This window comes from Tersicoccus mangrovi, from assembly GCF_036881825.1.
Taxonomy (GTDB): Bacteria; Actinomycetota; Actinomycetes; order Actinomycetales; family Micrococcaceae; genus Tersicoccus; species Tersicoccus mangrovi.
In genome coordinates this window covers 137755-161748 of the sequence record NZ_JBAJMW010000006.1, presented here as the reverse complement: position 1 = coordinate 161748, position 23994 = coordinate 137755, and the positions used below count along the sequence as shown (strand labels likewise).

The following is a 23994-nucleotide window of genomic DNA, read 5'->3' as shown; positions in this document are numbered from 1 at the left end:
CCGATTCTCAGCCATCGGCCCCGTCGAGCGGGTGTGCCCCGCCGGTGGAGCCGAAGCCACCGGCACCGCGCACCGACTCGGGCAGCGCCTCGACGATCGTGAAGGTGGCCTGCTCGACCCGCTGGATGACCAGCTGAGCGATCCGGTCGTTACGGCGCAGGACGATCTCGTGCCGCAGGTCGGTGTTCAGCAGGGCGACCTGGATCTCCCCGCGGTAGCCGGCGTCGATGGTGCCCGGGGTGTTGACGATGGACAGCCCGTGCCGGGCGGCCAGACCGGAGCGGGGGTGGATGAGCCCGACGTACCCGGCCGGCAGGGCGATCGCCACCCCGGTGGGCACCAGGAGGCGCTCTCCCGGCGGGATCTGCACGTCCACCCGGGTGCGCAGGTCAGCGCCGGCGTCCCCGGGCTGGGCGTAGGCGGGCAGTTCGATGTTGTCGTCGAGCAGGCGGACGGCGATCTCCGGCTGCGGCGGGCGGGGCGGGGCGGGCTTGCGGGGCGGGTCCCACGGGTCCTGGCGCACGGTGTTCTCCAATCGGTGAGCGGTGTGAAGTCAGAAGGGGGCGACGTCGCTGAGCTCGTGGGCTTCGCTGGCGTCAGCCATGGCGTTGAGCATCTGGCGGACCGTGTTCCCGTGGCTGTCCAGGGCGTGGGAGTCCCGGCGGCCGCAGCCGCCGCCGGCCCGGCACTTGGAGTCGTGCACGCGTCGGGCGATCGCCCGGACAGTCGTCTCGTCCATGGCAGCGAGCACGGGGGCGCGGTGCAGGATCGTCTCGTCGATGACGGGGATGGCGGGCATGGTCAGGCTCCTCACGGGTGGATCGGTTCGATGACCCCCATGTGTGCGGCACAGCCCGCGGCCGCCACCATCGGCGGTGCTGTCGGGGCGTCCCCGTAGGCTGACCGGCACCGGGCCGGAATGCGGGAGGGAGGCCGCCGATGGGGACGTCGACCGAGACGGCGGCCTGCACGGTGTGTGGGGAGCCCACCGACCGTGCGGTCCTGATCTGGGCGCGTCTGCTCGTGGAGGAGGTCGAGCAGTCCGTGGTGCGGCTTCTGGCGGTGTGCCTGGCGCACTGGGCCGAGGCGGTGGTCCGGGTGCGGTACGAGCTCGACCTGGCCGGCACGGTGGCCCGGTTCAGCGAGACGGGGCCAGTGGCGATGTGGCACGCCCGCGCGCAGGCGACCGCCCTGGCGGTGCACCTGCAGTCCGATCCGGCCAGGTCGGCTCAGGCGTAGCGACGCCACACGATCGGGCTGGTTTTCTCCGGGCCCACCCGCCGGTGCCGTCGGGCCATGAACGCCTCGAGTCCCAGCACGGCGCTGTCGATCTCCTGCGGGGTGGCCGGGCGTTCCGGTCGCTGCCCGGACGACGTCTCGGCGTTCGCCTGGTTCTGGGCCTGACGTCGCTGGTACAGGCCGGTGTTGGGCTGGGAGCAGGACTTGCACCGGCCGACGGTGCCGGTGGCCACGGTGCCCGGGGCGTGTTCCTTCAGGACCCCGCGGGGGCGCATCGTCCGCCGGCACACCCGGCACCGGGCACTCTCACTCCCCTGCCCGGCAGTCGGGTCGGGCGGGTCAGTGCTAAGGCTGGGCATGAGACGGGTCTCCACGGGCTCGGGCAGGGGTTCGGCCCCCATGTGTGCGGCACCCGTTCCCTCCTCCGCCTCAGATCCCCCAGGCGTCGTCGACGTAGATCTCCACCCTCAGATCGGGCTCGCCGAAGCCGGGCACCAGACGGGTTCCGGCCGTGCCCGCGCCCTTCTGGTTGGTCGTGCGGATCGGGGAGCCGTCCTCGAGCATCGCCGGCAGCGTCTCGACGAAGTCGCTCATCGCGGCGCCGAGATCGTCGACGCGGGACTTGGTGGTGTCGGCGTCGACGATGAACGAGTAGGGGCTGTCCCGCTCCGGTTCACCGAGCGGCTCGCCGCGCACCGCGGCCTTGTACGCGTACCCGGTCAGGGCGGCCAGGTTCCGCTGCTCAGCATCGGTCATAGGCCGGTTGGTCTGCAGGCGCAGGCGGTACGGGGTTGAGGCCTCCACCCCGGGACGCAGCCGGTGGAAGGTGGTGCCCTCGACGGTGATCGTGTCGAAGACCTGCCCGTCCTGCACGCGGGGGTCTTCGGCGGGCACCGGCTGGTGGGTGCTGCCCTCCGGAGTGGCGTGCGTGCGGGTGTTGAACAGCCGGTCGACGGCCTCGGCCAGGTCCTGGTGCCCCTCGCCGCGCAGGACGAAGACGGCGCTGCGGGCGTTCGCACCGTCGCGGAGGCTGATTCCGGCCCGGGCCCGGTAGACGGCCTCGGCCTCCCGCTCGATGTCCTCGTCGGCGAAGGTGCGGGCGGCGTTGAGCCGGCTCGTGACCTGCCCGATCTCCGCTTCGCCCAGCAGAGCGCCGAAGCCTCCGGCCTCCAGCCGATCCTGAACGAACTCGGTGGAGGCGACCGGGGCTCCGAGGGCAATGACCGGCTCGGTGTGCGTGGTCGCGCGGAACCGGCCGCCGACGCTGGTGGTGCCGTCGCTGGTGCCGGCCGCGTGGCGGGCCGTGGTGGGGGTGCTCATGCCCTTGCTGTGTACGGCGAGGGGCCGTGGCGTCACGCCGCCGGGCGGGCCCCGCACCCGAGGTCGGTGTAGATCTGCCGGGCGGTGGTGGTGACGGCCCGCTGGATGCTCCTGCTCATCTGCTCGTGCACCTGCTCGTGCGCGTTCTCGGCCCACTCCTCAGCGGCGGCGACGTCCTCCCAGCCCAGCCCCCGGGTGCCGCGCGCGGTCGCGTCGTACCCGCCGTGCCCGTCCATGCGGGTGTCCACCTCGATGACCAGGTCGTGGCCCGGAACGGTGATCGTGGTGGTCGGGGCCCGGTCGCCGGCGGCGTGGTCGTAGGCGATGCTCACCACCGGGGCGGGCAGGTCACGGGGCCAGCCGTCCAGCTCCTCGGGCCGGTCCTCCTCGTCCTCGACGGGACTGCCGGTGCCGACGAGCTCGGCGGGCAGGGTGGCGGCCTTCTCGTCGATGACGGCCTGGATGGCCGTGTTCATGGCGGCCTGCACCTTCTCATGGGTGGACTCGGCCCACGAGGCGGCGTCGCCGAGCTCGGCGTCGCTCAGCCCGCCCTCCCCACGGGTGGTGGCACCGTACCCGCCGTGACCGTCGGTGCGGGTGTCCACCTCGATGCACAGGTCCCCGTCGGGGATGGTGACGATCGTGGTCGGGGACCGGTCCTCGGCGGCGTGGTCGTACTGGATGCGCACGATCGGGTCCGGGAGGGTCTCGGGCCACCCGGCCAGCGCCGCCGGCCGGTCCGGCTGGGTCGCCGGCAGGGTGAGAGCCGGCTCGGCGTGGTTGATGCGGGCGAACTGGCCTCCGGTGCTGTTGGGGGCGCCCTCGGGCTGACGGGCGCGGGGTGCGGTCGCGGTGCTCATGGTGGTGGTCCTCGTGCTCAGTCGGCGACGTGCGGGTAGGTGGCGGCCCAGGCGGGGGCGTCGGGCTTGGCGGCGGCGTCGGCGAAGGAACGGTCCATGTGCCAGCGCAGCCGGTCGGAGGTCGTCTCACCGGGGGCGTCCAGGCCGGTGCTGGCCATCAGCTCCTCCAGGCCGTCGAAGCGGGCCAGGACGCTGTCCACGTCGTCGGTCTGCTCCCCGTGGGCGGTGAAGATCCAGGCCTTCCCCGTCGCGGGCTGGTAGGTGATGTCGGCGACGTCGCCGTTGACCGTGTCGATGATCATCTCGATCCTCGGGGACCCGTCGTCGTTGCGCTCGACGCGGAAGTCGCCGAGCGTGGCGTGGCCGCCGTCGACGTTCAGCGTGCACGCGGACCGTGTCTGCGAGATCCAGGTGAGGGTGGCAAGGTCGGTGCCGGTCGTCTCCGGGGCAGTGGAAGCCAACTCGTCGTACTCGTCATCCAGGCCCGCCGACTGCAGGGGCATCTGATTCGCCCGGATCAGCGTGTACTCCTCGCCCGGTTCGATGCTGAAGGAGTGCTCGCCACCGGGCACCGTGTAGGTGATCGTCTCCCCGTCGGTGGTCAGGGTGCCGGTCAGGCCTGCCTTGGCGATGGAGTCGACCATCACCGGGTGGGTGTTGGCGATCTCGGCGTCGGCGGTCAGGGCACGGCCGGTGCCGGTGAGGCTGACGGGCGACTCGATGCGCGGGGTGGCAGCGAACTGGCCGCCGCGCTTCTCGGCGGCGCCCGCGGGGTGGCGGTTCTGGTCCATGGTCTCCATCCTCGGTGGTTCAGGCCGCGACCGGGCGATCAGCAGCGGGGTCGGCAAGGGCGGGGGTGATGGCGTTGGCGGCGGCCAGGGCCTGGGCGCGCAGCTCGGCCTCCCCGTACGGCCAGGTGGCGGCAGCGATGATCCGGTCGGTCTCGTCCTGGTCCAGGACCCGCAGTTCGTCGTCGACCAGGCGCAGCGGTCCCCCGTCGGCGGGCACGGTCAGCTCGTAGGAGACGTCCAGGTGCCGGGCGTCCAGGGCCCGCATGTCCAGGCGCGCGTCCCCAGTAGCGGTGCGTTCGGGCAGGGACCACCGGGTCAAGGTGCCGCTTCGGATCGGACCGGCCTGCACCCAGCCCTTGACGCGGGCGGCCGTGGCAGTGGAGGCGGCCAGCGCCTTCCGGATCGCGGTCGCGGTGTCAGTCGTCGCGTCGATCGGCACCCACGAGGCGGTGTCCGTATCATGCTCCGGGTCGGCGTCCGGCCCGATGTCCTCGGACCACACGTCCACACCCTGCGGGGACACGGCCAGCCCGAAGGCGTGACCGCCCTGTTCGATGCGGCCCACCTCAAGCCCCTGCCGCCGCACGGTCAGCCCGTCGATAGGCCCAGCAATCCCGGCGTCGGCGAGCACACGGCGGGCGGATTCCGCACTCGTGGGCACCGAGCTGGCGGTCAGGCTGACGCCGGATTCGGTGTGCGGCATGGTGTCGAACTGGCCGGCGCCGGGCACGCCGCGAGGCTTGTGCGGCTGGGTATGGGTGCTCATGGTGGTCACGCTCCGGGGTTCCAGGTGGCGGCGGTCTTCAGGTCGAGGTGGTCGCCGTCGGCGGCGCGGGAACCGAAGCGGTACCAGTACGGCTGAGCGGCGGTCGGGTCGTGGCGAAAGCTCGAGAGGTAATAGAGCGGGATGGCTCCGTCGTCGCCGGCGACGGCCAGGTGGTTCCCGTCGGTGTCGCGGATCTCGGCCTGGCTGTGAGGGTGCCGGCGAGTCCCCAACACCGGGGTGAACACGGCGGTGGCTGCGGTCGGGTGTTCGGTCAGGATGGTGCGGGCGACGTAGCTGAGGTCGCTCAGCTCGGCCTCCTCGCGCATCCGGTCGGCGGCCCGCTCAAGGTCGGCGGCGTGCAGGAGCACGTCGTCGTCATCCATGGCCGGGGCCTTGCCGGTGAGCTTGGCCAGCAGGCGAGGGGCCGCGAGTTCGGCCGTCTTGCTCAGCTCCGTCTGCAGGTCGCACTGCAACTGGCGGTGCTTCCCGCGCGCCCAGGCGACGGCAGCCTGCAGATCCGTGTAGTCGACCCCGAACGCGCCGTCCTCAAAGTCGTTGCCCGCGTCGGTGCCCGGGTCGTCGGAACCGGACGGCTCCCACACCTCGAACGCCGAACTCCCGAACCGCACCTCCATCGCGGCCCGCGGTCCGCTGCCGGCGTCGAGGCTCAGCTCCGGCTCCGGCAAAGACTCGGGCCACCCGTCGAGTTCCGCGCGCCGCGGCACGACCGTCGGGGTGAGGCTGACATCAGCCTCGGAGTGCGGCACCGTGTCGAATTGGCCGGCGCCGGGCACGCCGGCGGGTCTGTGCGGCTGGGTGTGGGTGCCCATGGTGGTCACGCTCCGGGGTTCCAGGCCGCTGCCGCCCGCAGGTCGAGGCGGTCCATCTGTCCCTCGTGGCTGCCGCCGAAGGTCGTCCAGAAGGCGTCACGGTCGACGGGCAGGTTGCTGAGGTGCTCCCCCATCGCCGGGGTCTCGTTGTCGAGGTAGCCCAGCTGGTTGCCGTCGGTGTCACGGATGTGCGCCTCGGTGTAGAAGGTCCCGTTGCTGAACTCGTCCGAGTCCAACTCCACGTAGGCCGCCGTCGGGTAGTCGGCCAGGATCGCCCGGGCACCGAGGCTGGCGTGCGCGAGCTGCGATTGCTCCTCGGCGGCGTTGCGGGCCTGGTCGAGTGCGATCGCGTGGCTCTCCAGCTGCTCGTCGGTCATGACGGTGGTCTTGCCGGTGACCTGGGCGAGAACCCGGGCGCTGACCCGGTCGGCGGCCGCCCTCATCTCCTGGCTGATGACCTGCTGGATCATGCGGTGCTTCGTGGTGGCCCAGTCGAGCGCGGCGTCCTCGGTCTTGGGGGCCAGATCGAGGTTCGCGGTGAGGTCATAGCCACCCCGGTACACCCAGATCTCGCCGTCGCCGACCTTGACCGTCGTGTTGACGCTGCCATCCTCCTGGACGTCGAAGTCGACCTCCGGCTCGGGCAGGGACTCCGGCCAGCCCTCCAGCTCCGGGCGGCGCGGCTCGGCCGTCGCGGCGAGGCTGACGGCGGACTCGGTGTGCGGCATGGTGTCGAACTGGCCGGCGCCGGGCACGCCGGCGGGCTTGTGCGGCTGGATCGTGTTGCTCATCGGGGTGCTCCTGGACGTCGGACGGGCTGCTATCCGGACTGTGTACGGCGAGAACCCGAGATGCGCAGCCCGTAGGCTGGCTGGCCATGACGAAGCCGAGCACGGGGAACACCGAGACGTCCGAAGCCGCGGTCGCGAACTGGGTCCGCTCCACCTGCGCCGCCCAGGGCATTCCGGAGCGGATCTCCGACCCCCGGGTGCTGCGCGAGGTGGCGGCCCTGTTGGGCACGTCCGTCCGCCGTTCATCGCCCAGCCCGTAGGCTCGGTCCCGTGATCAAGGTCGTGGGCCGGGTGCGGTCAAGGGAAACGCAGGAGCTCGTGGTTGAGGCGGACACCTACGAGGAGGCCCGCGATCGGCTGATCGAACAGATCCCCGACGGTTGGGAACTGCAAGACCTGCGCGCGCAGAGATAGCTGCTCGACGTCATTGCCGGGAATCGCGGACACGCCTAGGAAGAAGGGCGCGAAGAATGCGCCCGGCTCGATAGGTTCGGAGCATGTCCAGGCACACGCAGATCGAAATCGTTGACGACCTCGATGGGTCCCCGGCAGAGAAGACCATCACGTTCACCGTCGACGGCGCGCGTTACGAGATCGACCTGAGCGAAGCGAATGCCGCGGCGTTCACCGACGCGCTCAGCCCGTACCTGAAGGCAGCCCGCAAGACCGGGCGCCGCACCTCCAGCCGCAGCCGGGTGAGCTCGACCAATGCCGCCGGCGCACCCGCCAAGATGGTGCGGGACTGGGCGAAGGCTCAGGGCATCGCGGTCAACGAGCGGGGCCGGATCTTCCAGTCCGTGATGGACCAGTACGCCGCCGCCCACTAGAGGCGGAGCCGCGGATCAGAGGATCCGCCAGGAGAACCCGCCGCCGAGCCGGATGTGCACGTGCCCGCGCGAATTGATGGTAAACGGGCCGAACCGCTTCGAGACCGACGCTCCGGAGCCGGAGTAGTTGATCCAGGTGTCGTTGCCGAGGTTCTGGCGTCGGCGGTACTGCAGGGCCATCAGGCGTCCTTCCGTTCGCAGGCCAGTCGCTCCGGCCCGTCCCCACCCATGTGTGCGGCAACCCGGCCCTCTGTTGCGCACCACTGACATGGGCCTGCAGTGGTCTACGCATTCACTGCTTCCGGTACGGCCGCCGTAACTCTATGCTGAGCGCACTATTTCCGAGGGACACCGAGTGCCTTGGCCAGGGGGCCGGTCCCCGGCGTTAGGTTCCCTCCACGGAGTCGGTGGAGCGAGGCACCTCGATGCGGGCTTTCTCGAACGCGCGGCACAACCTGCTGGTGGCGACGATGCTGGCCGGGTGCCTGACGCTCAGCTCGTGCGGCCTGTTCGGCCAGAACAGTCCGCCGTCCCCCACGTCGACGAGTTCAAGCCCGGAGACGAGAACGGGCCCGACCCCATCATCGAGCAGCCCATCCGCTGAAGCGAGAACGGATCCTCCGCCGGCATCGGCGAGTCCATCCGCCGAGGTGAAGACCGGAGTCGACACGGTCCTGGGCTCCTCGAACGGCTCGCCTGAGATTTCTATCCCTGCTGGCGCCGCTACCGGACAAGGGAGCCTTTCGGTCGCTCCCGCGGACGGGCCCGACGGGCGCAAGGGGTGGCACATCAGTCTGGCCGGCGCCCAGCTGACCGGGCCGGCGACGATCCGGTTCAGGAACGCGGTGACGCCGGGGAAGCCAGCACCGCTGGTCGGATTCAACGAGAACCCGGGCGACCCGATCAGCTACGACGTCCAGTCGCACGTCGACGGATCCGACGTCGTGGTCACCAGCACCCACTTCTCCAACTGGTTCACCGACGGCTGGGACTGGCTCATGGGGTGGGCCAAGGACCACGCCCAGAAGATGCTGTCCGCGACCGCCGGCGGTGACCCCAAGTGCGACCGGGAGTCCGAGGCGATGGCGAGCGGCCTGAAGGTCACCAGTGGAAGCGGGGACCGGGTGAAGTGGTGCGTGGGGAAGAGCCCGGACGGCAGCACGGTTCTGAAGGTGAACAACTCGAGAAGCTACGGCGTGAGCCTCGAGCGGACCCCTGGACTCACCATGACCCGGCGAGGTGAGAACATCGGCGACGGGTTCCAGAAGCTAATTGGCAAGATCACGACCAGCCCGTCCAAGCCCGGCAACGCAGTGGACATCCTCGGACCCGGAGAGACCGCCGAATACCGGCTCGGTGCCTCAGCCAGCACTGTCGGGGTCAAGGTCGACCCATCACCTCCGGCCTACCTCGCCACCGCACTCTGGTTTGGTGTCCAGACGGCCGCCATGGCGTGGTCCAAGGTGGGCAAGGTCGACCTCGTCAAGATCTCCGAAGGCATGGACGCCCTCGACTGCGCAGGAGGGCTCCAGTCGATGTCGACCGCCCAGGTCACCAGCGCCGTGGCCGCTGCCGACTACCTTACGACCGCGATCAAGACGGTGATGCCCTGCACCGGGAAGGTGTTCAAGAAGCTTGCGAAAGGCGTTCTGTTGGACGTCGTTGCCGTCGTGATCGCCAGTACTTTCGCCTGGATCGCAGGAGGCATCGAGACGGCCATCAACGGCATCAAGGCGGCGATCGACACGGCCACCATAATGAACGGGTACCAGATCGTCATCCGGCCGCCGGCCGCGGTGTCCATCATCCCGGGGTTGCCGGCCGAACTCAACGGCAAGTGGTGCACGCGGGGTACCCCGGTCGCTGCGGCCGACCAACTCGGGCGCCCGCAGAGTCGGCCACTTGGCCCTTTCGACTGCTTCGTCGCCGCAGAGTGGAAGAAGGCGATCCCGGACGCGCGGGTGATCGAGAGTCACATCCTCGCCGGCAACCACGACGGCTTCTTCGGTGCCGACGTCCCCGGGGCAACTGACTACACGATGTGTCTTGGCCCGTACCCTGACGATGCTTGCCCGATGTATGCGCAACACGCGCTGCGGTATTTCCCAGCGGGCGTCGCCTGGGATTGCACGAAGGCGGTCGTTGGCCCGAAGTACTGGCCGCGCTGCGAGCCCGACTACACCGCGCTGCACGACCCATCCCAACCCAGGCTCGTCACCATCCCAAACCACCAACAGGCCAGGAACTACTACGACTCTCGGCCGATGTACCGGGTGGGTGACTAGCGGTCCGTGTTCTCGTCGATGAAGGCGGCCAGTTGGGCAACATGCACCGGGGTCAGGCCCAGCGCCTCGTTCGGGGACAGTGCGAGGGTCGGGATGTCCAGGGACGCCAGCCACCGGGTCGACTCCTCCTGCCGGGCGAGTTCGTCGTCGGCCCACACCACGGCATCCGGGGCGGTGGCCGCCACGTCCGCGCGGATGGCGCGCAGCTTCCACCAGTCCCCCGGGGCGTCCCCGATCACCCCGTCGAGCACCGGCCAGGTACGGCCGGCCAGGCCCGTGGCGGGGGCGAATCCGCCCGGGGCGTGCTCCTCCCATGAGGTGAGCCACCGCGGTGCCACCCCGGGCCGGGTCACCGCCTGGTTCAGGGCGCCGATCATGGCCGGGTGGAAGGCGACGTCACGGAACCCAGCGATGTCCTCCCGGTCCCACCGGCCCTTCCACGCGGACTCGGGGGGCACCAGGAACGCGGGGAGTGGGCTGAGCACCCCGTCGACGTCCAGGTAGACGGCGATCACGGCTCGAGCCTCTCGACCGGCTCGGTGCGGGCGTTCGGCCACTCCTCGGCGCGGGTGGTGCGTTCGTGCCAGGACCGGCCGGCCGGGTAGAGCCGCGGCCGGGTGCCGCCGTGCGGCACATGCCGGGAGGACTGCACTCCGGACACCTCGCCGTTGTCGTGCAGGATGCGCTCGGCGGGCGTGCCGTCTGCACCGTCCAGCGGCGAGCCGAAGTACATGCGCTTCTCCCGTGTCGTCCTCCACGACTCGTCTCGTTCGACGAGGGCCGGCGATCCGTCGTCACCGTCCCAGGCCCAGTTGTCGTACCGACGGACCTGCCGGGTCAGCCGGCCGTCCGGGGCGTACTCTGCTTCGCAGGCCGTCCCGTCGGGCAGGTCGGAGGCGGCACCGAACGGGTAGTGCATGGTGGTCCGGCGGCCGTCCGGGTAGGCGACGACCCGGGCAGGCACACCCGGCCGGGGGTCCTGCCGATGGTCGGCGGTGTAGTGGGTGGTCTCGACCTCGCCGTCGTCGTACCGGCGCACCCAGGCGGGCTGACCGTCCGGGGAGTCCTGGTCGACGATCCAGCCCCACCGGGGGTGCCGCACGCCCCGGGTGGTCGTGGTCATGACGCCGGGCACGCGGGTGACCCTCGTCGGGGTGTCCCCGGTGCCGTCGTGCAGGCGCCCGTCCCGGTAGTGCGTCTCGGTGACGGACCGGTCGGCGTAGGTGATGATCGCGGCGGTGCCGTCGGGTGCGTCCTCGGGGCGACTGTCAGCGCGGGAGCGGACCTGGTGCACGACCCGACCCTCGACGTCGAGCACGCTGCGGTACTCATGCGTCCCCTGCAGTCGGTGGCCGCCGGCGGCGACCATGGGGCAGCCCGCGGCGAAGAACGCCCCGATCTTCTCCCCCAGCCGGGCGCACATCTCGTCCATCGGCTTGACGGTGCTATCGAGGTAGGCGGCACTGTTCGGGTCAGCGAGCTTCCGGGCGTAGGGCTCGAACTCGGCGCGCAGCAGTCGCTGCACCCAGTCCCGAACCCCGGGGTCGGCGTCCCCGGCGATCGCGTCCGCGGCGATGCCGGTACGGGCGCGCAGCGCCTTCAGACACGGCTTCGTCGGCTTCCCGTCGCTCCGGGCCAGGCGCAGCCACCCGATCGGCGGGGCCAGGTGGTGACTGATCTCGGAGATCACCCACCAGGGGTCCTCCGGCCGCGGGCGCCGCTCGGCGGCCAGTTGCACATCGGGCTCGGTGTGCGGGACCTCGGCGAAGCGTCCACCCTCGGGGATCCCCGCGGGCTGGCGGACGACCGCCGGGCTCACGCCGCCCACCCCTGCACCGCCTCGACGGGGCTGATCAGGGTGGCGGGCAGGACGGTGACCGTGGCGGGGGCCTGCTCCTCGGCGGCCAGGGCGCACAGGGCGCACACGGTGTGGGCACCGGACTCGTCGGCGATACCGCTCGAACAGCTGATGCAGTCCAGCACCGACAGGTCGCCGGTCCGCTTCCTCGACCGAGACATCAGGCGGCCACCCGTGCCGGGGCGGTCACGGCGGGGGCGGCGTCGGCGACGACCACTCCGAGGATCGCGGTCTCGACCACGGCCTGCAGGATCCCGGCGAACTCGTCGTCGACGACCCGGACCGCGGCACGGGTGAGGATCTTCTCCTGCAGCGACTGGATGCGCAGCAAGTCCTGCCGGGCGTCCAAGGGGGCGAGCACCAGGTTGACCGTGGCGAACATGATGTCCGCGCTCACCCCGGACCAGTCGCGGGCCTCCGCGAAGCCCAGGCGCAGGCCCGCGCGGACCGCGCGGCGGTGGCAGTACCGCTCCACGGCGCCCACCCCGTCCTCGAGCACGGCCCGGCGCCGGGCCAGACCGGTGTCGTTCCCGTAGCCAGCGGCGACGTCAGCCAGCACCTCAGCCAGGGCTCGGGTGTCCACCCGGCCCGGGCGCAGCATCCGGTCCAGTGCCTCGCGCAATTCGCTCATCGTCGGTCTCCTCCTGATCGGGCGTCCGGTGCTCACCGGCCACCCGTCATGTGTGCGGCACCGGCCAGGGACGACACCTCGCCGCGCATCTCCGCCTCGAACACCACGCTTTCGGCCCAGGTGAGGCCACCGCCGGGGCGCACCTTCTCCACGACGCGGCGTGCCGACTCCTCTGCGTCAGCGCGGGTGGTGCGCAGGTACACCGCGGCGGGCAGCAGGTCCCGGTCGGCCCAGCGTCCGCTGCGAGTGAGCCGCTTCCTGCCGTGCCCGACGGCGTACGTGCCGTCGCCGTGGTCGATGACCGTGACGGCGTAGTGCTCGACGTGCGGATGATCGGGCTCCATCCCGGTAGGCAGGAACCGGGCGACGATCTCAGCCACGATGGGTCTCCTGACGGGTGCGCTGAGTGTTGGCGTGATCGAGGGAGGCGGCGATTAGGTCGCGGCCCCGGGCCGGGTCGCCGAGCGCGTCCAGCACGTCGGCGGCGCCATCGTCTTCGGCGGGGCGGTCCCCGGTGCGGGCGCTCACTGGGCAGTCTTCGCGGCGGTGATCGCGGCGAGCATGCGGTTGCGGATCTCGGTGGCGAAGGCCGAGGCGACGATGTCCTCGTGGCGGTCCAGCTCGTCGGCCAGGTCGAGGGCGGCGGTAACGGCGGCGGTGAGGGTGAGCACCCGGTCGCGGGCCTCGGCGAACAGGGCAGCGTCGGCGGAGCCCTCGTAGGGGCCGTAGTCGAACTCCCCGGCCACGGCCAGGCTGTTGCCTGACTCGCGGACGTAGAAGACGTGCTCGTCGTCGTCGATGGTGAACGGGCCGGCGGTGGCGTGGGTGGCGGTGGCCACGGCGCATTCGAGCTCGTAGCGGAGTTCGCGGACGGGGTCCTTGGTCTGGTTGGCCATGGCACTCATGTGTGCGGCAGGCACCGGCTCTCCGCTCACGCGGCGGCACCGAGGGGGCGGCCGGCACGGCGGCGGGCCAGTCGGGTCAGGATCGCCGGGTCGTTGCGGGAGGAGACCTGCCGGGTGGTCTCGTCGAAGGTGACGGTAGCGGCGAACCGGTACGCGGACGCGAGCTCGGATGGGACGGTTCCCGGTGCGGGTGCCGGGTCGAGCAGCACCGCGGTGCGGGCCGGGGACGGTCGGCGGGTTGCCTTGATCCCGGTGGCGGGGACGACGTCGAACGGCTCCCCCACCGGGATCGCGCCCTCGGGCCCGAACGTGGCGTACATCAGGGCCGCACGGCCGGGGGCATCCGGGGTGATCATGGTGTGGACCGGGCGTCCGAGCCGGTCGCGGTCGATGGCGCTGACCAGCAGCAGCCGATCGGCTGGGTCGTGGGGTGCCTCGCGCTGGGAGATCGGGGTGGGCCCGGCGACGGCGGCCAGGCACTTGGCCATCGACTCGGCGTCCAGGAACGTCGCGCCCTTCACCTCGACCCACAGCCGGTGGCCCGGCAGGTAGAAGTCCGGCAGGTACCACAGGTCCGCCCCGACCCGGTAGTGGCAGGGCTCGTAATCCCAGTCGATGCCCAGCTGGTCGAACAGGATCGCCCACCGCGCCTCGAGCCGGGAGCGGAACAGTTTGCCCGAGTAGAGGACCTCGAGGCCGCGGGGCTTGGGCGCCCGGGAGGGGCGTCGGGCAGCCGCCGGCTTCCTGGGGGACGCCTTCCGGCTCGTGGCGGATGGCGGCGTGGCGGTGAAGCCAGCCGCTGGTTTGGCCTTGCGGGCCGCCGGCTTGGGCTGCGCCGCGCGAGACTTCCCGGCGCGGGGCGCCTTCGCGGAGGTGGCCTTCGATCCGCGGCCCGCGCGCGGGGTGCTCGCGCTCTTCGGGGTGGCTCGAGCCCGGGCGTTGCGTCGATCGCTCATGCCCGGGGACATGCGCAGATCCAGGCGGGTGCGCCGCCCCGAGCACGATCGGGGCGGCCGGTGCCCGGGGCGGCGTGGTGGGGCTGGGCGACCATCCTGGGCGAGGTGGCCGACCAGGAACCCGGGGTGGTCGGCCAGAAGGTCGGACAGCAACTTCCGCGTCATCACTGGGAAGCAGGGGGTTACTACTACTACTACATACTTGTCCTACCTATAACTACTACTACTACATATAGGACCCCCTATATATACCCTCCCTCTCAACAAACACACTCTTCCCCCTATATAGCCGTACCTTTCAGGTCGGCGAGGTCGGCTGGTCGGCCAGAAGCGGCAAGAACCGCGCCGGCGCTGGGAAGCAGGGCTTTTGAGGCCGTCGTGGCCGGTCGCCCGGATGGTGGCCGTTCGGCGCCATTCGCTCGCCCACCAGGTTTGTGCATTTGGTGGCGTGTGCTACGCTCCGGGGAGACGAGTCCGCCGAGGAGGCTCGGGGCGTAGCACACGAGCCCGAACCGCCCCCGACGCTGTCGGGAACACCCCGCCGGCCCGTGGCGTTGCACCCGGCTCCGGACCACCCCGTTCACGACCATCCCGCACGCTGCTGAGGGCCGATGAGAGAAACCGGCCACTCGGTACGATCGGGACCCGACAACCCTTGACCAGCCTGGAGGACGGCTCGCGTGGCATCCCGCACCCCTGACCAGGAGCAGCTGACCTGCTCGTTCTGCGCCAAGACCAAGGACCAGGTGCACAAGCTGGTCGCCGGACCCGGGGTAGCCATCTGCGACGAATGCGTGGACCTGTGCGTCGACGTCATCGCCGAAGAAGACGAACAAGACGCTGTCGAACCGCCCACCGACCTGCCCACGCCCCGGCAGATCAACTCCTACCTGGACGAGTACGTGATCGGGCAGGACGCCGCCAAGCGGGCCCTCGCCGTCGCCGTCTACAGCCACTACAAGCGGATCTGGCCGCGCCCCGGGACCGACACCGCGGCGACCGGTGACCCGGTGCAGATCGGCAAGTCCAACATCATGCTCATCGGGCCCACCGGGTGCGGCAAGACACACCTGGCCCAGTCCCTGGCCCGGCGCCTGAACGTGCCCTTCGCCATCGCCGACGCCACCGCCCTGACCGAGGCCGGGTATGTCGGGGAGGACGTGGAGACGATCCTGCTCAAGCTCATCCAGGCCGCCGACGGGGACATCGCCCGCGCCGAGCACGGCATCGTCTACATCGACGAGATCGACAAGATCACCCGCAAGGCCGAAGGCCCCTCCATCACCCGGGACGTCTCCGGCGAAGGGGTGCAGCAGGCCCTGCTGAAGATCATCGAAGGCACGGTCGCCGCGGTGCCCCCGCACGGGGGCCGCAAGCACCCCGGCCAGGAGATGCTGCACATCGACACCAGCAACATCCTGTTCATCACTGCCGGCGCGTTCGCCGGGCTCGAGGAGATCGTCGGGGCCCGGGCCGGGCACTCCGGCATCGGCTTCGGCGCCCAACTGGCCACGGCGGCCGAACGTACCGGGTCCCACCGCGACGTCGAGCCGGCGGACCTGGTCAGGTACGGGATGATCCCGGAGTTCATCGGCCGGCTGCCGGTGATCACTGCCGTCGAGCCCCTGGACCGGGACGCCCTGGTGCGGATCCTCACGGACCCCAAGGACGCCCTGACCGTCCAGTACGAACATCTGCTCGCACTGGACGGCGCGACCCTGGTCATCGAACCGGACGCCCTGGAGGCGATCGCCGACCTGGCCACCGCGCGCGGGACCGGGGCGCGCGGGCTGCGCTCCATCATGGAGAAGGCACTGGCACCGGCCCTGTACGCCGTGCCCGGCTCAGATATCGCCGAGGTCATCCTCACCGCCGAGACGATCACCACCGGAGCCGACCCGATCATGCTCACCGCCGCCGAGGCGAAGAAGATCGCCTGACCTCTCGCCACCGGGGGATGTTGCCGCACACATGAGGGGCATGAGCACCTCACTGCCTTCCCGTCACCTCAAGGGTGCCGCCGACAGCACCGGCGGCCAGTTCCGCACGACCGCCCACGGCGAGCCGTCCCTGAGCCTCTCCCCCGTCCCGGCGCGCCCGCACGCGCACCGGGAGCCGCAGGACATCGACGTCGAGCTCGCCGGCCTGTACAGCGAGCTGAGCACCGCCAAGCAGCGGGTCGCCGGGGCTGCGAGGGGCCTGCACTACACCGCTGGCGACAGCAAGACCGGCCCGTACGGGCGGGGCCCGTGGAAGATGACCGACCAGGAGGCCTACGACGTCGTCGCTGCCAAGAACCCGGAGCACGCGGACCTGGCGTTCTACGACGAGCGGGTCGCCAAGGTCGAAGAGATCGCCGCGGTGATCGAACCGCTGAACGTCGAGTATGCGGCCCGGCCGTGGCCGCGCGCGTTCCTGGCCACCAGCTCCGACGGGCACGTGCACTCCTCGATGCGCTGCCCGACCTGCAACCGGGGCGAGTCCGCCACCCAGTTCCAGTGGATGACCGACTACTCGGACCAGTCGGAGGAGGACATCGTGGCCGCCGCCGGCTACCGGGCGTGCACCACCTGCTACCCGTCCGCCCCGATCGGCGACAAGCACACCCTGCCCACCAAGATGCTCTCCCACGACGAGGTCTCCAAGGAGGCGGCCCGGCGCGAGCGAGAGGCCAAGGCCGTCGAGAAGGCCCACGCCAAGGCCGCCAAGGCGATCGCCGGCCCCGACGGCGGCCCCCTGGTCCTTATCGCCCCGCACCCGAACGGCTGGAACGAGACCGAGTCGTTCACGACCGAGGCCTCAGCGGTGCAGTGGCTGGTCGGCGAGCACGTGGACAACGCCCGCCACGCCCAGCGAGGCGACCACCAGTACGTCGCCGACGTCGAGGAGGCCCAGCGGCTGCTCGTGGACGCCCTGGTCGCCAAGCACGGCACCAGCCGGGAGGAGCAGGAGGAGATCATCGCCAAGAAGGTCGCGGCGAAGAAGAAGCGCGAAGGCGTAGCCTGACCCCCGCCGGGGGGTCAGGCTCAGTTGCTGAGCCAGTCCCGGATGTGCGCCATGACCGCTTCCGGTCGCGGCGCCGTGGCGTAGACGCGGATCTCCTTGTAATCCTCGTGCTCGAGCGCCAGGGGCGGCAAGGGGTCCTCGCGCAGGCGCACGACGCGGAACCCAGCCGCCAGCAGGTCGGCGGTCTTGCTCTGGTCGACCAGCACTTTCGCCGCGGCCGCGTGCCAGTAGGCGCCGTCGTACTCGATCACCACGGTGCGGCCATCGACGTCAGCGCTGATGTCCGCCGTCCAGGACTTCCTCGTCTCGAACGCCTCGTCCCGGATGAGCGCGCCGGAGCGCGCACCGGGGAACACCTCGGCAGCGGCGGCGTGGTGCGCCAGCTCGACCTTGGACTTGCCGGCCTGCCGGCACTCGGGGCACTCGGCTCCGTTGGACCGGGCACTCAGCGACTGCTGCCACACGTGCGCGGGGTCGGTGGCGCACACCCAGGCAGGGACGAAGGACGTCTTCGCGTGGGGCCGCACCTGCCAGGGCGTGAGCGGGTTCGCCGAGCTCCACTCGGCGGCCAGGCCCGGATCCTGCCATGCGAGCGAGCCGAGAATGGTGCCGCAGCTGGGGCAGTGGAGCCTGGCGTATTTGTCGCGGGAGCGAGGACTCTCCTGCCACTCGTGCCCGCAGCACTCCGCCTTCCACCACAACACCCGCTTCGAGTCCCACACCACCTTGTCGGGGGTGAGCTTGCCGTTGAGCGTGGGGTGCCACTGGGAGGCGATCTCGGGCAGGATGTCGGCCAGCCAGTCCTTCTGCGCTTGGCGGGTGCGGGCGGAGCGGCAGCTGGGGCATTCTGCGTCGAGGAACCGCGTCGGGCTGACCCGTGGGTGGTGCCCGGCCGGGCACCGGAACCGTCGGAGCTCGAAGTCTGCGACCATCACTGTCCGGGGGTCGGCGTCGTCCGCCCAGGCGGCGAGCAGCTCAGGGACGTCAGAGATCGGCGTGCGCTTGAGCCGCTCGTACCTCTCTTCCCACTCGGCGTGGCGCCGTTCCTCGCAGTCCGGGCAGGTCGGCCGGAGGGCGGTCATGTCCAGCACCTTCGCTGCGAAGGAGAGCCCGCAGTCGGGGCAGACCCACTGGCACGTGCGGCTCGCGCGCATGGTGACGGTGCGGAAGTCTCTTTCGCTGTTGCGGTCGTGATCCCACCACGCCAGAGCTGCGTGCCCGCTCTCGGACAGGAGCACGCCCGCGCGTCGAGGGCGAGTCGGGTGCTCCGACCTGATGTTCTGAGTCGTCTTGGGCTGTGCCGCGGGGGGCGGGGTGGCTGGGGTGATGCTGGCGCACTTGTGGCCGCCGGTGGCGTCGCTCAGGCGGTTCGCCGTGATCCGGAGGCAGGATCGGCAGCGCACAAGAACCGGGTCGTCCACGTTCAAGCCGTCCTGCATTGCGCTCACCAGCTCGAAGCCCTTCGCGCCCAGGCTCGCGGTCACCTGGTCTGCGGAGAGGACGAACGTCGCGGCGTAGTCGCTGGAGGGCCCGTTGGCGGCCGTCCACTCCGTCCAGTGGCAGATCCGGCAGGTCGCCTCGCCCTGCGCGTTCTTCTCCAGGGTGTAGGCCAGCCTGTAGTGAGCTCGGGAGCCGCAGGTGAGGCAGGTGGTCAGCCGCCAGTCGTCGGGCCCGGTGAACGGCTCGGCTGGCTTCAGTCCTCCAGTGAGGAGGATCAGGTCGATGCAGTCCAAGCAGTAGGCCGGCTTCGAGCGCGTCTTGTAGGCGGCCTCGTTGTCACACCCGCCGGTCGAGCAGATCTGCCCCGTGGCCGTCGGCCTGTTCGTGCTGGTGACGCTCACCATCTCCCCCATCATCCTGATCGTCGCCGTCCTGCTGAGTCAGGGTTCGGCGGCAGATCTCATTATCGGGCCGACGTTCAGCAGGTACCCGGAGGCGGGGCCGGGAACGCCCCGACACCCATCACGGGCACCGGGGCGTTGAGCGTTTCGGGCAGGTGTCAGGCGACGCCGCGGTAGGCGGCCGTCGCGAGCACAGTCAGCTTCTCCCGCTGCTCGGCCAAGGCACGGTCCAGGGTCATCTGTTTGCGCTTGGTCGGGTCCAGGCCGATCGTCTGCTGTCCGTTGACGAAGTAGCGGGTGGTGCCGTCGGGGGCGATCTGGACGCGCGCGGCCCAGTCCGCGGTTTCGGCCCACAGGACCGCTTCGCCGCGAGTAGTGCCGAGCTTCACCCCGTCAGGCAGCTGGCTCTCGATCCTGTCGCGGTACCGGATGCCCTCGATCCCGTCGCGGATGGGGCCCTCGCGGTGGGCGAACCGCAGCCCGGCGACGTCGGGGTGCCAGATCATCCGGTCCCGGGTCTCCCGGGCGAGACTGGTCAGGTTGTGGTGCGCCTCCGCGGCGGTCTTTGTCCCGCTGTACATGGCGACCAGAGCGTCAGCGGTCCGCTCGTGTCCCTCGGCGCTCTGATCGTATTCGAAGTGCGCCTCCCCCTTGGCGTCGATGTGGAAGTCCACGGTGCGGCCGCTGGGCTCGAAGGTCGATTCGGTGTCCGTGACGGTGTGCGTGCCGTCCCGCCAGGTGAACCGAGCCTCCCCGGTCTCGTCGTCGAAGTGGCCGTCGAGCTGCCCGGTCTGCGGCGTGTGCGCGGAGGCGGTGCTCATGGCCTGGGCGTCGACGCGGCCGGTGATCTCCTGTGCCCACAGCTGTGCGTCGGTCAGCTCAGACCCGCCGCCGACGAACACCTCGGTGCCGTCCTCCTCGGTCCGGCCGATGAGCAGTCGTCCGTCCTCGTCGGCCTTGACTCGGATCGCGCCGACGCCGTCGGTGTTCACGGTCAGGGTCCCGTCGGTCCGGTCGTCGTAGCAGTTGCGGAATGTCGCGCCGGAGGCCGTGAGGGCGAGCACGTCGGCGGCGGCGGGCCCGCGCCGGAATGACGGCCCGCGGTCGCGCACCCCGGAGGGCAGGTCCGTGAGGTTGTCGCGGATGTCCCAGACTTCGCGGGCCGGGAAGTCGCCGTCATCGGCGATCCTCTCCACCTCATCGACGACATACCAGTCCCGGTCCGCGGCCGCGCGCAGCCGGTCGGCCACCGCGTTGGCCTGCTCCAGATCGCGGTGCGGATAGCGAGCCTGGTAGCCGGCGACCCGGGCCTCTTCGATCGTGGCCGGGACAGTTGCCGGCGCGGTGGTGATGAGGCTGATGGCGGGCTCGGCGTGGCTGGTGGCGGCGAACTCGCCGCCTTCGGGGACACCTCGCTGGACGCGGGCGCGGACGGTGGTGGTGCTCATGGGGTGGTCGCTCCTAGGCCTGGGATGGTCGGGGGTTGGGGTCTGCGGGGCTCAGTCGTCGGACCAGTTGGCGAGCTCGGTCTCCTCCCAGGCGACCTTCCCGGCGGCCTCGTTGCGCTCGTTCAAGTCGACGCCTTCGCGGTCGGACCAGTGGTGCAGGTCGGTGAGCAGGTCGCGGACGATGATGCGGTCGTCCACCTCCTCGTGCACCCCGTACTGGGTGGCGGCGTAGGCGGTCACGATGTCCTCCCCGCGCTCGGCAGCGGTCTGCTGCTCGGGCCGGTAGGCGAGGGCGGCGTCGATGTCGACGGTGGCGACGTTCCGGTCGAGCTCGTGGTTGTAGTCCGAGTCGATGAAGTCGGCCTCCCCCAGGCACCGGCGCACCTGATAGCCCAGCTCGATCTCGTCGGTCTCGAACTCGACGTCGAGCTCGTTGCCGTCGGCGTCCTGAACGCCTTCCAGGGCGTACTCGTGCCGGTCATCGTCGGGCGCCGTGAAGGTGATGGTCGTCGCCTCCGGGTGCCGGCCACGGATGCTGGCAGCCAGACCCTGGGCCGCCATGACACCGATCCGGGTGCTGTTGGCCTGGGCGATGGCTTCGAGCTGACGGTGCTGGTCGACCGCGTAGCGCGTCGCATCGGCGGCCTGACGCGTCGTTGGGGCGCTCAGGCTGATGGTGGGCTCGCCGTGGCTGGTGGCGGCGAACTCGCCGCCTTCGGGTACGCCCCGCTGGACGCGGGCGCGGGCGGTGATGGCCATCGGGTCTCCTGGATGTCGCGACGGGGTGGTTCACCAGGTCTGTGTACGGCGATCCGCCACTGCGTCACGGCGGTTCAATCGCGCCGTCGCCGGCTGTCGGTTCCCGGTGCTACCGTGATCCGGTAATCGAACATGTGTTCTAATCGGGAGGCTTCGCGATGTCCGTCGTCGTGCAGATCAACACCCTCCCCGACCAAGTCGAACGGGTCGCGATCCCGCTCGCCCCGGTGGCCGTTCCGGCCGGCTTCCCGTCCCCGGCGCAGGACTATTACGACGGTGGCCTGGACCTGAACGAGCACCTCATCCACGACCGGACCTCGACGTTCGTGGTGCGGGTGGCCGGGGACTCGATGACCGGCGCCGGGATCAGCGACGGCGACGAGCTGGTGGTGGACCGGGCCCGCGAACCGGTGGACGGGTCGGTGGTCGTGGCGATCCTCGACGGCGAGCTCACGGTCAAGCGGATGCGCATCACCCGCTTCGGGGTCGTGCTGCAGGCCGAGAACCCCGACTACCCCGACGTGCGCGTGCCCGAGCTGGCAGACCTGTCCATCTGGGGCGTCGCCACCACCTGTCTCCACCACCTCTGATGGGCGATGACCCCCTCCCAGCCGCAGCCGCGGACCGTCCGCCGCTCGGGGCCGGTCACCGCACCGCCCTGGTGGACGTGAACTCCTTCTACGTCTCCTGCGAGAGGGCCTTCGACCCCACCCTGGCTGGGATCCCCGTCGTCGTCCTGTCCAACAACGACGGCTGCGTCGTCGCCAGGAGTGACGAGGTGAAGAAGCTCGGGGTCGACAATGGCACCCCCTGGTTCCAGCTGGCAGCGCGCGCCCGCTCCTATTGGTAGTGCGCGTTATTTGATTTGGCGCTATTTGGCGGACGGGGGATTCTGCACGACTTTCCGTTCTCGTCGCTTGGGAGAGCTGAGAGGATTTTCCGTGAGCTACAGGTACCGGCAGACCTGGTCCGCGCTGCACGAGTCGGGGTCGGGCTGCGCGGCGTCGTGCCTGAGCTCGGCGATGGTGTCTCGGAGCGCTGTGAGCTGGGCGATCTGCTGCTCGATCTCGGCGAGGCGCGCGTCGAGGAGATCGCGCACGTGCTCGCAGGGAGCAGCGCCGCCGTCGCGGATGTCGAGGATCTGGCGGATCTGGGCGAGGGTGAGGCCCGCGGCCTGGCCGCGGTGGACGAAGTCGATCCGGGCGGCCGTCTCGGGCGCGTAGTCGCGGTATCTGGACGGCGTGCGCTCGGCCGGGGGCAGCAGGCCCTGCTCCTCGTAGAACCGCAGCGTCTTCGCCGTCGTTCCCGCCCGCTCGGCGAGTTCCCCGATGCGCATCGCAGGCCCCCTTTTCTTTCGGCAGAAGCCTTCTTGACCTTCCCCTGCACTGGAAGGTCCACTATGGCCGAGAAAGAAGAGAAACCCAAGTGACGGGAGCTGCGATGCCCACGAAGTACGACCTCGCCATCATCGGATCGGGCGGTGGTGCGTTCGCCGCCGCGATCCGCGCGACCACGCTCGGCAAGTCGGTGGTGATGATCGAGCGCGGGACGCTCGGTGGCACCTGCGTGAACACCGGCTGCGTGCCGTCGAAGGCCCTGATCGCCGCGGCCGACGCACGGCACTCCGCGGCCGACGCCGCCGACCGGTTCCCGGGGATCGCGACGACGGCGGGGCCAGTGGACATGCCCGCCCTGATCGCCGGGAAGCAGGCGCTGGTCGAGTCGCTGCGGGGCGAGAAGTACGCCGACGTCGCCGACTCCTACGGTTGGGCCGTCCGCCGCGGCGACGCCGCGTTCGCCGGCACCCCCGACGCACCGGTCCTCCAGGTCGCCGGGGACGACGGGAGCACCGAGACGATCGAGGCCGGGCACTACCTGGTCGCGACCGGCTCTCGGCCGTGGGCCCCGCCGATCGACGGCCTGGACCAGACCGGGTACCTGACCTCGACCACGGCGATGGAGCTGACCGAACTCCCTGAGTCGATGCTGGTGCTCGGCGGCGGCTACGTCGCCCTGGAGCAGGCGCAGCTGTTCGCCCGCCTCGGCTCCCAGGTCACCGTGCTGGTGCGGTCCCGGCTCGCGTCGAAGGAGGAGCCGGAGGTGTCCCGGACACTGCAGGAGGTGTTCGCCGACGAGGGCATCCGGGTGGTCCGCCGCGCGCTGCCGACGCGGGTGTCCCGCGACGCCGCGACCGGGCAGGCCGTCGTCACCGCGGACGTCGCCGGCGGCCGGGAGGAGTTCCGCGCCGACCAGGTGCTCGTCGCCCTCGGACGACGACCGGCCACCGATGGGCTCGGCCTCGACAGGGTCGGGGTCAAGACCGGGGACCTCGGCGAGGTGGTCGTCTCCGACCGGATGCAGTCCTCCCACCCGCGGATCTGGGCCGCGGGCGACGTGACCGGCCACCCCGAGTTCGTCTACGTCGCCGCCCACCACGGCACCCTCGTCGCCGAGAACGCGTTCGCCGACGCCGATCGGGCCGTGGACTACGCCCGACTGCCGAGGGTGACGTTCACCGGCCCGGCGATCGGCGCGGTCGGGATGACCGAGAAGGACGTCGTCGCCGCCGGGATCCGCTGCGACTGCCGCGTCCTGCCCCTGCACCACGTGCCCCGCGCACTGGTCAACCGCGACACCCGCGGCTTCGTCAAGATCGTCGTGGACGCCGACACCGGGAAGATCCTCGGCATCACCGCCGTCGCCAAGGACGCCGGCGAGCTCGCCGCCGCCGGGGTCCACGTGCTCGGCAAGACGGTCGCCGAGGTCGCCGACGCCTGGGCCCCCTACCTGACCATGGCCGAGGGCATCCGGATCGCCGCCAAGGCCTTCACCACCGACCCGTCGCTCCTGTCGTGCTGCGCGTGAACGAACTGGAGGAACC

General features: G+C 70.8%; 32 protein-coding genes and 1 pseudogene. 11 read left to right on the top strand and 22 right to left on the bottom strand.

Translation table 11 applies throughout. The features are described 5' to 3' along the window. Positions 1 to 7 precede the first annotated feature (7 nt). Together dut and V6N00_RS13375 are read right to left on the bottom strand one after the other, a co-directional pair. Positions 8 to 460, bottom strand: coding sequence for a dUTP diphosphatase (dut, locus tag V6N00_RS13380; protein WP_334233159.1), 453 nt, complete (start codon positions 458 to 460; stop codon positions 8 to 10). A gap of 93 nt (positions 461 to 553) precedes the next feature. Continuing rightward, positions 554 to 799: a hypothetical protein gene (locus V6N00_RS13375; RefSeq protein ID WP_334232939.1), complete on the bottom strand. Its 246-nt coding sequence runs from the start codon at positions 797 to 799 to the stop codon at positions 554 to 556. A gap of 140 nt (positions 800 to 939) precedes the next feature. Between V6N00_RS13375 and V6N00_RS13370 the strand changes: the two genes are divergently transcribed. Beyond that, a complete protein-coding gene (locus tag V6N00_RS13370; protein WP_334232937.1) occupies positions 940 to 1239 on the top strand; it encodes a hypothetical protein in 300 nt (99 codons plus the stop codon). On the opposite strand, the gene V6N00_RS13365 is transcribed toward V6N00_RS13370, so the two are convergent. From V6N00_RS13365 to V6N00_RS13335, 7 genes are all read right to left on the bottom strand, one after another. Beyond that, the gene (locus tag V6N00_RS13365) at positions 1230 to 1514 is read right to left on the bottom strand and encodes a hypothetical protein (RefSeq protein ID WP_334232935.1); all 285 of its coding nucleotides are present in this window, start codon (positions 1512 to 1514) and stop codon (positions 1230 to 1232) included. The genes V6N00_RS13370 and V6N00_RS13365 overlap by 10 nt on opposite strands. A 154-nt stretch (positions 1515 to 1668) precedes the next feature. Then, positions 1669 to 2559, bottom strand: coding sequence for a hypothetical protein (locus V6N00_RS13360; protein WP_334232934.1), 891 nt, complete (start codon positions 2557 to 2559; stop codon positions 1669 to 1671). A 32-nt stretch (positions 2560 to 2591) separates the two neighbouring features. Next, a complete protein-coding gene (locus V6N00_RS13355; protein WP_334232932.1) occupies positions 2592 to 3419 on the bottom strand; it encodes a hypothetical protein in 828 nt (275 codons plus the stop codon). A gap of 17 nt (positions 3420 to 3436) precedes the next feature. Further along, positions 3437 to 4210, bottom strand: coding sequence for a hypothetical protein (locus V6N00_RS13350; protein ID WP_334232930.1), 774 nt, complete (start codon positions 4208 to 4210; stop codon positions 3437 to 3439). Between the two features lie 19 nt (positions 4211 to 4229). After that, positions 4230 to 4976, bottom strand: a complete 747-nt coding sequence (locus V6N00_RS13345) for a hypothetical protein (protein ID WP_334232928.1) — start codon at positions 4974 to 4976, stop codon at positions 4230 to 4232. A gap of 5 nt (positions 4977 to 4981) precedes the next feature. Continuing rightward, positions 4982 to 5815, bottom strand: a complete 834-nt coding sequence (locus V6N00_RS13340) for a hypothetical protein (RefSeq protein WP_334232925.1) — start codon at positions 5813 to 5815, stop codon at positions 4982 to 4984. Further along, positions 5812 to 6597 carry a hypothetical protein gene (locus V6N00_RS13335; RefSeq protein ID WP_334232924.1) on the bottom strand — a complete coding sequence of 262 codons (786 nt, stop codon included), beginning with the start codon at positions 6595 to 6597 and terminating at the stop codon, positions 5812 to 5814. The genes V6N00_RS13340 and V6N00_RS13335 overlap by 4 nt, the downstream gene beginning before the upstream one ends. An 86-nt stretch (positions 6598 to 6683) precedes the next feature. Between V6N00_RS13335 and V6N00_RS13330 the strand changes: the two genes are divergently transcribed. The 3 genes from V6N00_RS13330 (at position 6684) to V6N00_RS13320 (ending at position 7424) form a co-directional block, all read left to right on the top strand. Beyond that, positions 6684 to 6857, top strand: a complete 174-nt coding sequence (locus V6N00_RS13330; RefSeq protein ID WP_334232923.1) for a hypothetical protein — start codon at positions 6684 to 6686, stop codon at positions 6855 to 6857. 10 nt (positions 6858 to 6867) lie between these two features. Then, positions 6868 to 7011 carry a hypothetical protein gene (locus V6N00_RS13325; RefSeq protein ID WP_334232921.1) on the top strand — a complete coding sequence of 48 codons (144 nt, stop codon included), beginning with the start codon at positions 6868 to 6870 and terminating at the stop codon, positions 7009 to 7011. An 83-nt stretch (positions 7012 to 7094) separates the two neighbouring features. Then, positions 7095 to 7424, top strand: coding sequence for a histone-like nucleoid-structuring protein Lsr2 (locus V6N00_RS13320; RefSeq protein ID WP_334232920.1), 330 nt, complete (start codon positions 7095 to 7097; stop codon positions 7422 to 7424). Positions 7425 to 7439: 15 nt separating this feature from the next. Here V6N00_RS13320 and V6N00_RS13315 read toward each other — a convergent pair whose 3' ends face one another. Further along, positions 7440 to 7604, bottom strand: a complete 165-nt coding sequence (locus V6N00_RS13315) for a DUF4236 domain-containing protein (protein ID WP_334232919.1) — start codon at positions 7602 to 7604, stop codon at positions 7440 to 7442. 301 nt (positions 7605 to 7905) lie between these two features. Here V6N00_RS13315 and V6N00_RS13310 point away from each other — a divergent pair, with 301 nt between their 5' ends. Together V6N00_RS13310 and V6N00_RS13305 are read left to right on the top strand one after the other, a co-directional pair. Further along, positions 7906 to 8028: a hypothetical protein gene (locus tag V6N00_RS13310; RefSeq protein WP_334232918.1), complete on the top strand. Its 123-nt coding sequence runs from the start codon at positions 7906 to 7908 to the stop codon at positions 8026 to 8028. Between the two features lie 46 nt (positions 8029 to 8074). Continuing rightward, positions 8075 to 9709 carry a hypothetical protein gene (locus tag V6N00_RS13305; protein ID WP_334232917.1) on the top strand — a complete coding sequence of 545 codons (1635 nt, stop codon included), beginning with the start codon at positions 8075 to 8077 and terminating at the stop codon, positions 9707 to 9709. Here the strand turns inward: V6N00_RS13305 and V6N00_RS13300 are convergent. Genes V6N00_RS13300 through V6N00_RS13265 form a run of 8 tightly spaced genes read right to left on the bottom strand, consistent with a single transcriptional unit; the run spans position 9706 to position 14059 of the window. Next, positions 9706 to 10224: an HAD domain-containing protein gene (locus V6N00_RS13300; protein ID WP_334232916.1), complete on the bottom strand. Its 519-nt coding sequence runs from the start codon at positions 10222 to 10224 to the stop codon at positions 9706 to 9708. The two genes, V6N00_RS13305 and V6N00_RS13300, sit on opposite strands and share 4 nt — an antisense overlap. After that, a complete protein-coding gene (locus tag V6N00_RS13295; RefSeq protein ID WP_334232915.1) occupies positions 10221 to 11528 on the bottom strand; it encodes a hypothetical protein in 1308 nt (435 codons plus the stop codon). The genes V6N00_RS13300 and V6N00_RS13295 overlap by 4 nt, the downstream gene beginning before the upstream one ends. Further along, complete coding sequence (locus tag V6N00_RS13290) at positions 11525 to 11728, bottom strand: hypothetical protein (protein ID WP_334232914.1); 204 nt, start codon at positions 11726 to 11728, stop codon at positions 11525 to 11527. The genes V6N00_RS13295 and V6N00_RS13290 overlap by 4 nt, the downstream gene beginning before the upstream one ends. Further along, positions 11728 to 12198, bottom strand: a complete 471-nt coding sequence (locus V6N00_RS13285; protein WP_334232913.1) for a hypothetical protein — start codon at positions 12196 to 12198, stop codon at positions 11728 to 11730. The genes V6N00_RS13290 and V6N00_RS13285 overlap by 1 nt, the downstream gene beginning before the upstream one ends. A gap of 32 nt (positions 12199 to 12230) precedes the next feature. Continuing rightward, positions 12231 to 12578 (bottom strand): hypothetical protein, encoded by a 348-nt coding sequence (locus V6N00_RS13280; protein ID WP_334232912.1) that lies wholly within the window; start codon positions 12576 to 12578, stop codon positions 12231 to 12233. Then, positions 12571 to 12726: a hypothetical protein gene (locus V6N00_RS13275; protein ID WP_334232911.1), complete on the bottom strand. Its 156-nt coding sequence runs from the start codon at positions 12724 to 12726 to the stop codon at positions 12571 to 12573. Before V6N00_RS13275 ends, V6N00_RS13280 begins: the two co-directional genes overlap by 8 nt. Next, the gene (locus V6N00_RS13270) at positions 12723 to 13094 is read right to left on the bottom strand and encodes a hypothetical protein (RefSeq protein ID WP_334232910.1); all 372 of its coding nucleotides are present in this window, start codon (positions 13092 to 13094) and stop codon (positions 12723 to 12725) included. The genes V6N00_RS13275 and V6N00_RS13270 overlap by 4 nt, the downstream gene beginning before the upstream one ends. A 35-nt stretch (positions 13095 to 13129) precedes the next feature. Continuing rightward, entirely contained in the window at positions 13130 to 14059 is a 930-nt protein-coding gene (locus tag V6N00_RS13265; protein ID WP_334232909.1) for a PDDEXK family nuclease, read from the bottom strand. Between the two features lie 680 nt (positions 14060 to 14739). On the opposite strand from V6N00_RS13265, the gene clpX reads away from it, so the two are divergent. Then, positions 14740 to 15999, top strand: a complete 1260-nt coding sequence (gene clpX, locus V6N00_RS13260) for an ATP-dependent Clp protease ATP-binding subunit ClpX (protein WP_334232908.1) — start codon at positions 14740 to 14742, stop codon at positions 15997 to 15999. A 40-nt stretch (positions 16000 to 16039) separates the two neighbouring features. Beyond that, positions 16040 to 17065: a hypothetical protein gene (locus tag V6N00_RS13255; RefSeq protein ID WP_334232907.1), complete on the top strand. Its 1026-nt coding sequence runs from the start codon at positions 16040 to 16042 to the stop codon at positions 17063 to 17065. A gap of 20 nt (positions 17066 to 17085) precedes the next feature. On the opposite strand, the gene V6N00_RS13250 is transcribed toward V6N00_RS13255, so the two are convergent. The 3 genes from V6N00_RS13250 to V6N00_RS13240 all read right to left on the bottom strand — a co-directional run bounded on the left by V6N00_RS13250 (position 17086) and on the right by V6N00_RS13240 (position 21113). Further along, on the bottom strand, positions 17086 to 18906 hold the full coding sequence (locus V6N00_RS13250; RefSeq protein ID WP_334232906.1) for a zinc-ribbon domain-containing protein: 1821 nt from the start codon (positions 18904 to 18906) through the stop codon (positions 17086 to 17088). A gap of 158 nt (positions 18907 to 19064) precedes the next feature. Next, complete coding sequence (locus V6N00_RS13245; RefSeq protein WP_334232905.1) at positions 19065 to 20354, bottom strand: hypothetical protein; 1290 nt, start codon at positions 20352 to 20354, stop codon at positions 19065 to 19067. Positions 20355 to 20405: 51 nt separating this feature from the next. Beyond that, positions 20406 to 21113 (bottom strand): hypothetical protein, encoded by a 708-nt coding sequence (locus V6N00_RS13240; RefSeq protein ID WP_334232904.1) that lies wholly within the window; start codon positions 21111 to 21113, stop codon positions 20406 to 20408. A gap of 158 nt (positions 21114 to 21271) precedes the next feature. On the opposite strand from V6N00_RS13240, the gene V6N00_RS13235 reads away from it, so the two are divergent. Both V6N00_RS13235 and V6N00_RS13230 read left to right on the top strand, forming a co-directional pair. Beyond that, positions 21272 to 21703 carry a LexA family protein gene (locus V6N00_RS13235; protein WP_334232903.1) on the top strand — a complete coding sequence of 144 codons (432 nt, stop codon included), beginning with the start codon at positions 21272 to 21274 and terminating at the stop codon, positions 21701 to 21703. Beyond that, positions 21703 to 21954: pseudogene (locus tag V6N00_RS13230) on the top strand (Y-family DNA polymerase); the annotation flags it as partial. The gene V6N00_RS13235 and the pseudogene V6N00_RS13230, both read left to right, overlap by 1 nt. Before the next feature lie 105 nt (positions 21955 to 22059). On the opposite strand, the gene V6N00_RS13225 reads toward V6N00_RS13230, so the two are convergent. Next, positions 22060 to 22449, bottom strand: a complete 390-nt coding sequence (locus V6N00_RS13225; protein ID WP_334232902.1) for a heavy metal-responsive transcriptional regulator — start codon at positions 22447 to 22449, stop codon at positions 22060 to 22062. Positions 22450 to 22553: 104 nt separating this feature from the next. Between V6N00_RS13225 and merA the strand changes: the two genes are divergently transcribed. Then, on the top strand, positions 22554 to 23978 hold the full coding sequence (merA, locus tag V6N00_RS13220) for a mercury(II) reductase (protein WP_334232901.1): 1425 nt from the start codon (positions 22554 to 22556) through the stop codon (positions 23976 to 23978). Positions 23979 to 23994 lie beyond the last annotated feature (16 nt).

Excerpts from the sequence above, each read along its gene's own strand:
- V6N00_RS13365 (WP_334232935.1), bottom strand. The coding sequence starts at position 1,514 with ATGCGCCCCCGCGGGGTCCTGAAGGAACACGCCCCGGGCACCGTGGCC.
- V6N00_RS13360 (WP_334232934.1), bottom strand. The coding sequence starts at position 2,559 with ATGAGCACCCCCACCACGGCCCGCCACGCGGCCGGCACCAGCGACGGC.
- V6N00_RS13370 (WP_334232937.1), top strand. The coding sequence starts at position 940 with ATGGGGACGTCGACCGAGACGGCGGCCTGCACGGTGTGTGGGGAGCCC.
- V6N00_RS13270 (WP_334232910.1), bottom strand. The coding sequence starts at position 13,094 with ATGGCCAACCAGACCAAGGACCCCGTCCGCGAACTCCGCTACGAGCTC.
- V6N00_RS13265 (WP_334232909.1), bottom strand. The coding sequence starts at position 14,059 with ATGAGCGATCGACGCAACGCCCGGGCTCGAGCCACCCCGAAGAGCGCG.
- V6N00_RS13355 (WP_334232932.1), bottom strand. The coding sequence starts at position 3,419 with ATGAGCACCGCGACCGCACCCCGCGCCCGTCAGCCCGAGGGCGCCCCC.
- merA (WP_334232901.1), top strand. The coding sequence starts at position 22,554 with ATGCCCACGAAGTACGACCTCGCCATCATCGGATCGGGCGGTGGTGCG.
- V6N00_RS13375 (WP_334232939.1), bottom strand. The coding sequence starts at position 799 with ATGCCCGCCATCCCCGTCATCGACGAGACGATCCTGCACCGCGCCCCC.
- V6N00_RS13225 (WP_334232902.1), bottom strand. The coding sequence starts at position 22,449 with ATGCGCATCGGGGAACTCGCCGAGCGGGCGGGAACGACGGCGAAGACG.
- V6N00_RS13235 (WP_334232903.1), top strand. The coding sequence starts at position 21,272 with ATGTCCGTCGTCGTGCAGATCAACACCCTCCCCGACCAAGTCGAACGG.
- V6N00_RS13350 (WP_334232930.1), bottom strand. The coding sequence starts at position 4,210 with ATGGACCAGAACCGCCACCCCGCGGGCGCCGCCGAGAAGCGCGGCGGC.
- V6N00_RS13335 (WP_334232924.1), bottom strand. The coding sequence starts at position 6,597 with ATGAGCAACACGATCCAGCCGCACAAGCCCGCCGGCGTGCCCGGCGCC.
- V6N00_RS13330 (WP_334232923.1), top strand. The coding sequence starts at position 6,684 with ATGACGAAGCCGAGCACGGGGAACACCGAGACGTCCGAAGCCGCGGTC.
- V6N00_RS13255 (WP_334232907.1), top strand. The coding sequence starts at position 16,040 with ATGAGCACCTCACTGCCTTCCCGTCACCTCAAGGGTGCCGCCGACAGC.
- V6N00_RS13240 (WP_334232904.1), bottom strand. The coding sequence starts at position 21,113 with ATGGCCATCACCGCCCGCGCCCGCGTCCAGCGGGGCGTACCCGAAGGC.
- V6N00_RS13290 (WP_334232914.1), bottom strand. The coding sequence starts at position 11,728 with ATGTCTCGGTCGAGGAAGCGGACCGGCGACCTGTCGGTGCTGGACTGC.
- V6N00_RS13345 (WP_334232928.1), bottom strand. The coding sequence starts at position 4,976 with ATGAGCACCCATACCCAGCCGCACAAGCCTCGCGGCGTGCCCGGCGCC.
- V6N00_RS13315 (WP_334232919.1), bottom strand. The coding sequence starts at position 7,604 with ATGGCCCTGCAGTACCGCCGACGCCAGAACCTCGGCAACGACACCTGG.
- V6N00_RS13245 (WP_334232905.1), bottom strand. The coding sequence starts at position 20,354 with ATGAGCACCACCACCGTCCGCGCCCGCGTCCAGCGAGGTGTCCCCGAA.
- V6N00_RS13285 (WP_334232913.1), bottom strand. The coding sequence starts at position 12,198 with ATGAGCGAATTGCGCGAGGCACTGGACCGGATGCTGCGCCCGGGCCGG.
- V6N00_RS13320 (WP_334232920.1), top strand. The coding sequence starts at position 7,095 with ATGTCCAGGCACACGCAGATCGAAATCGTTGACGACCTCGATGGGTCC.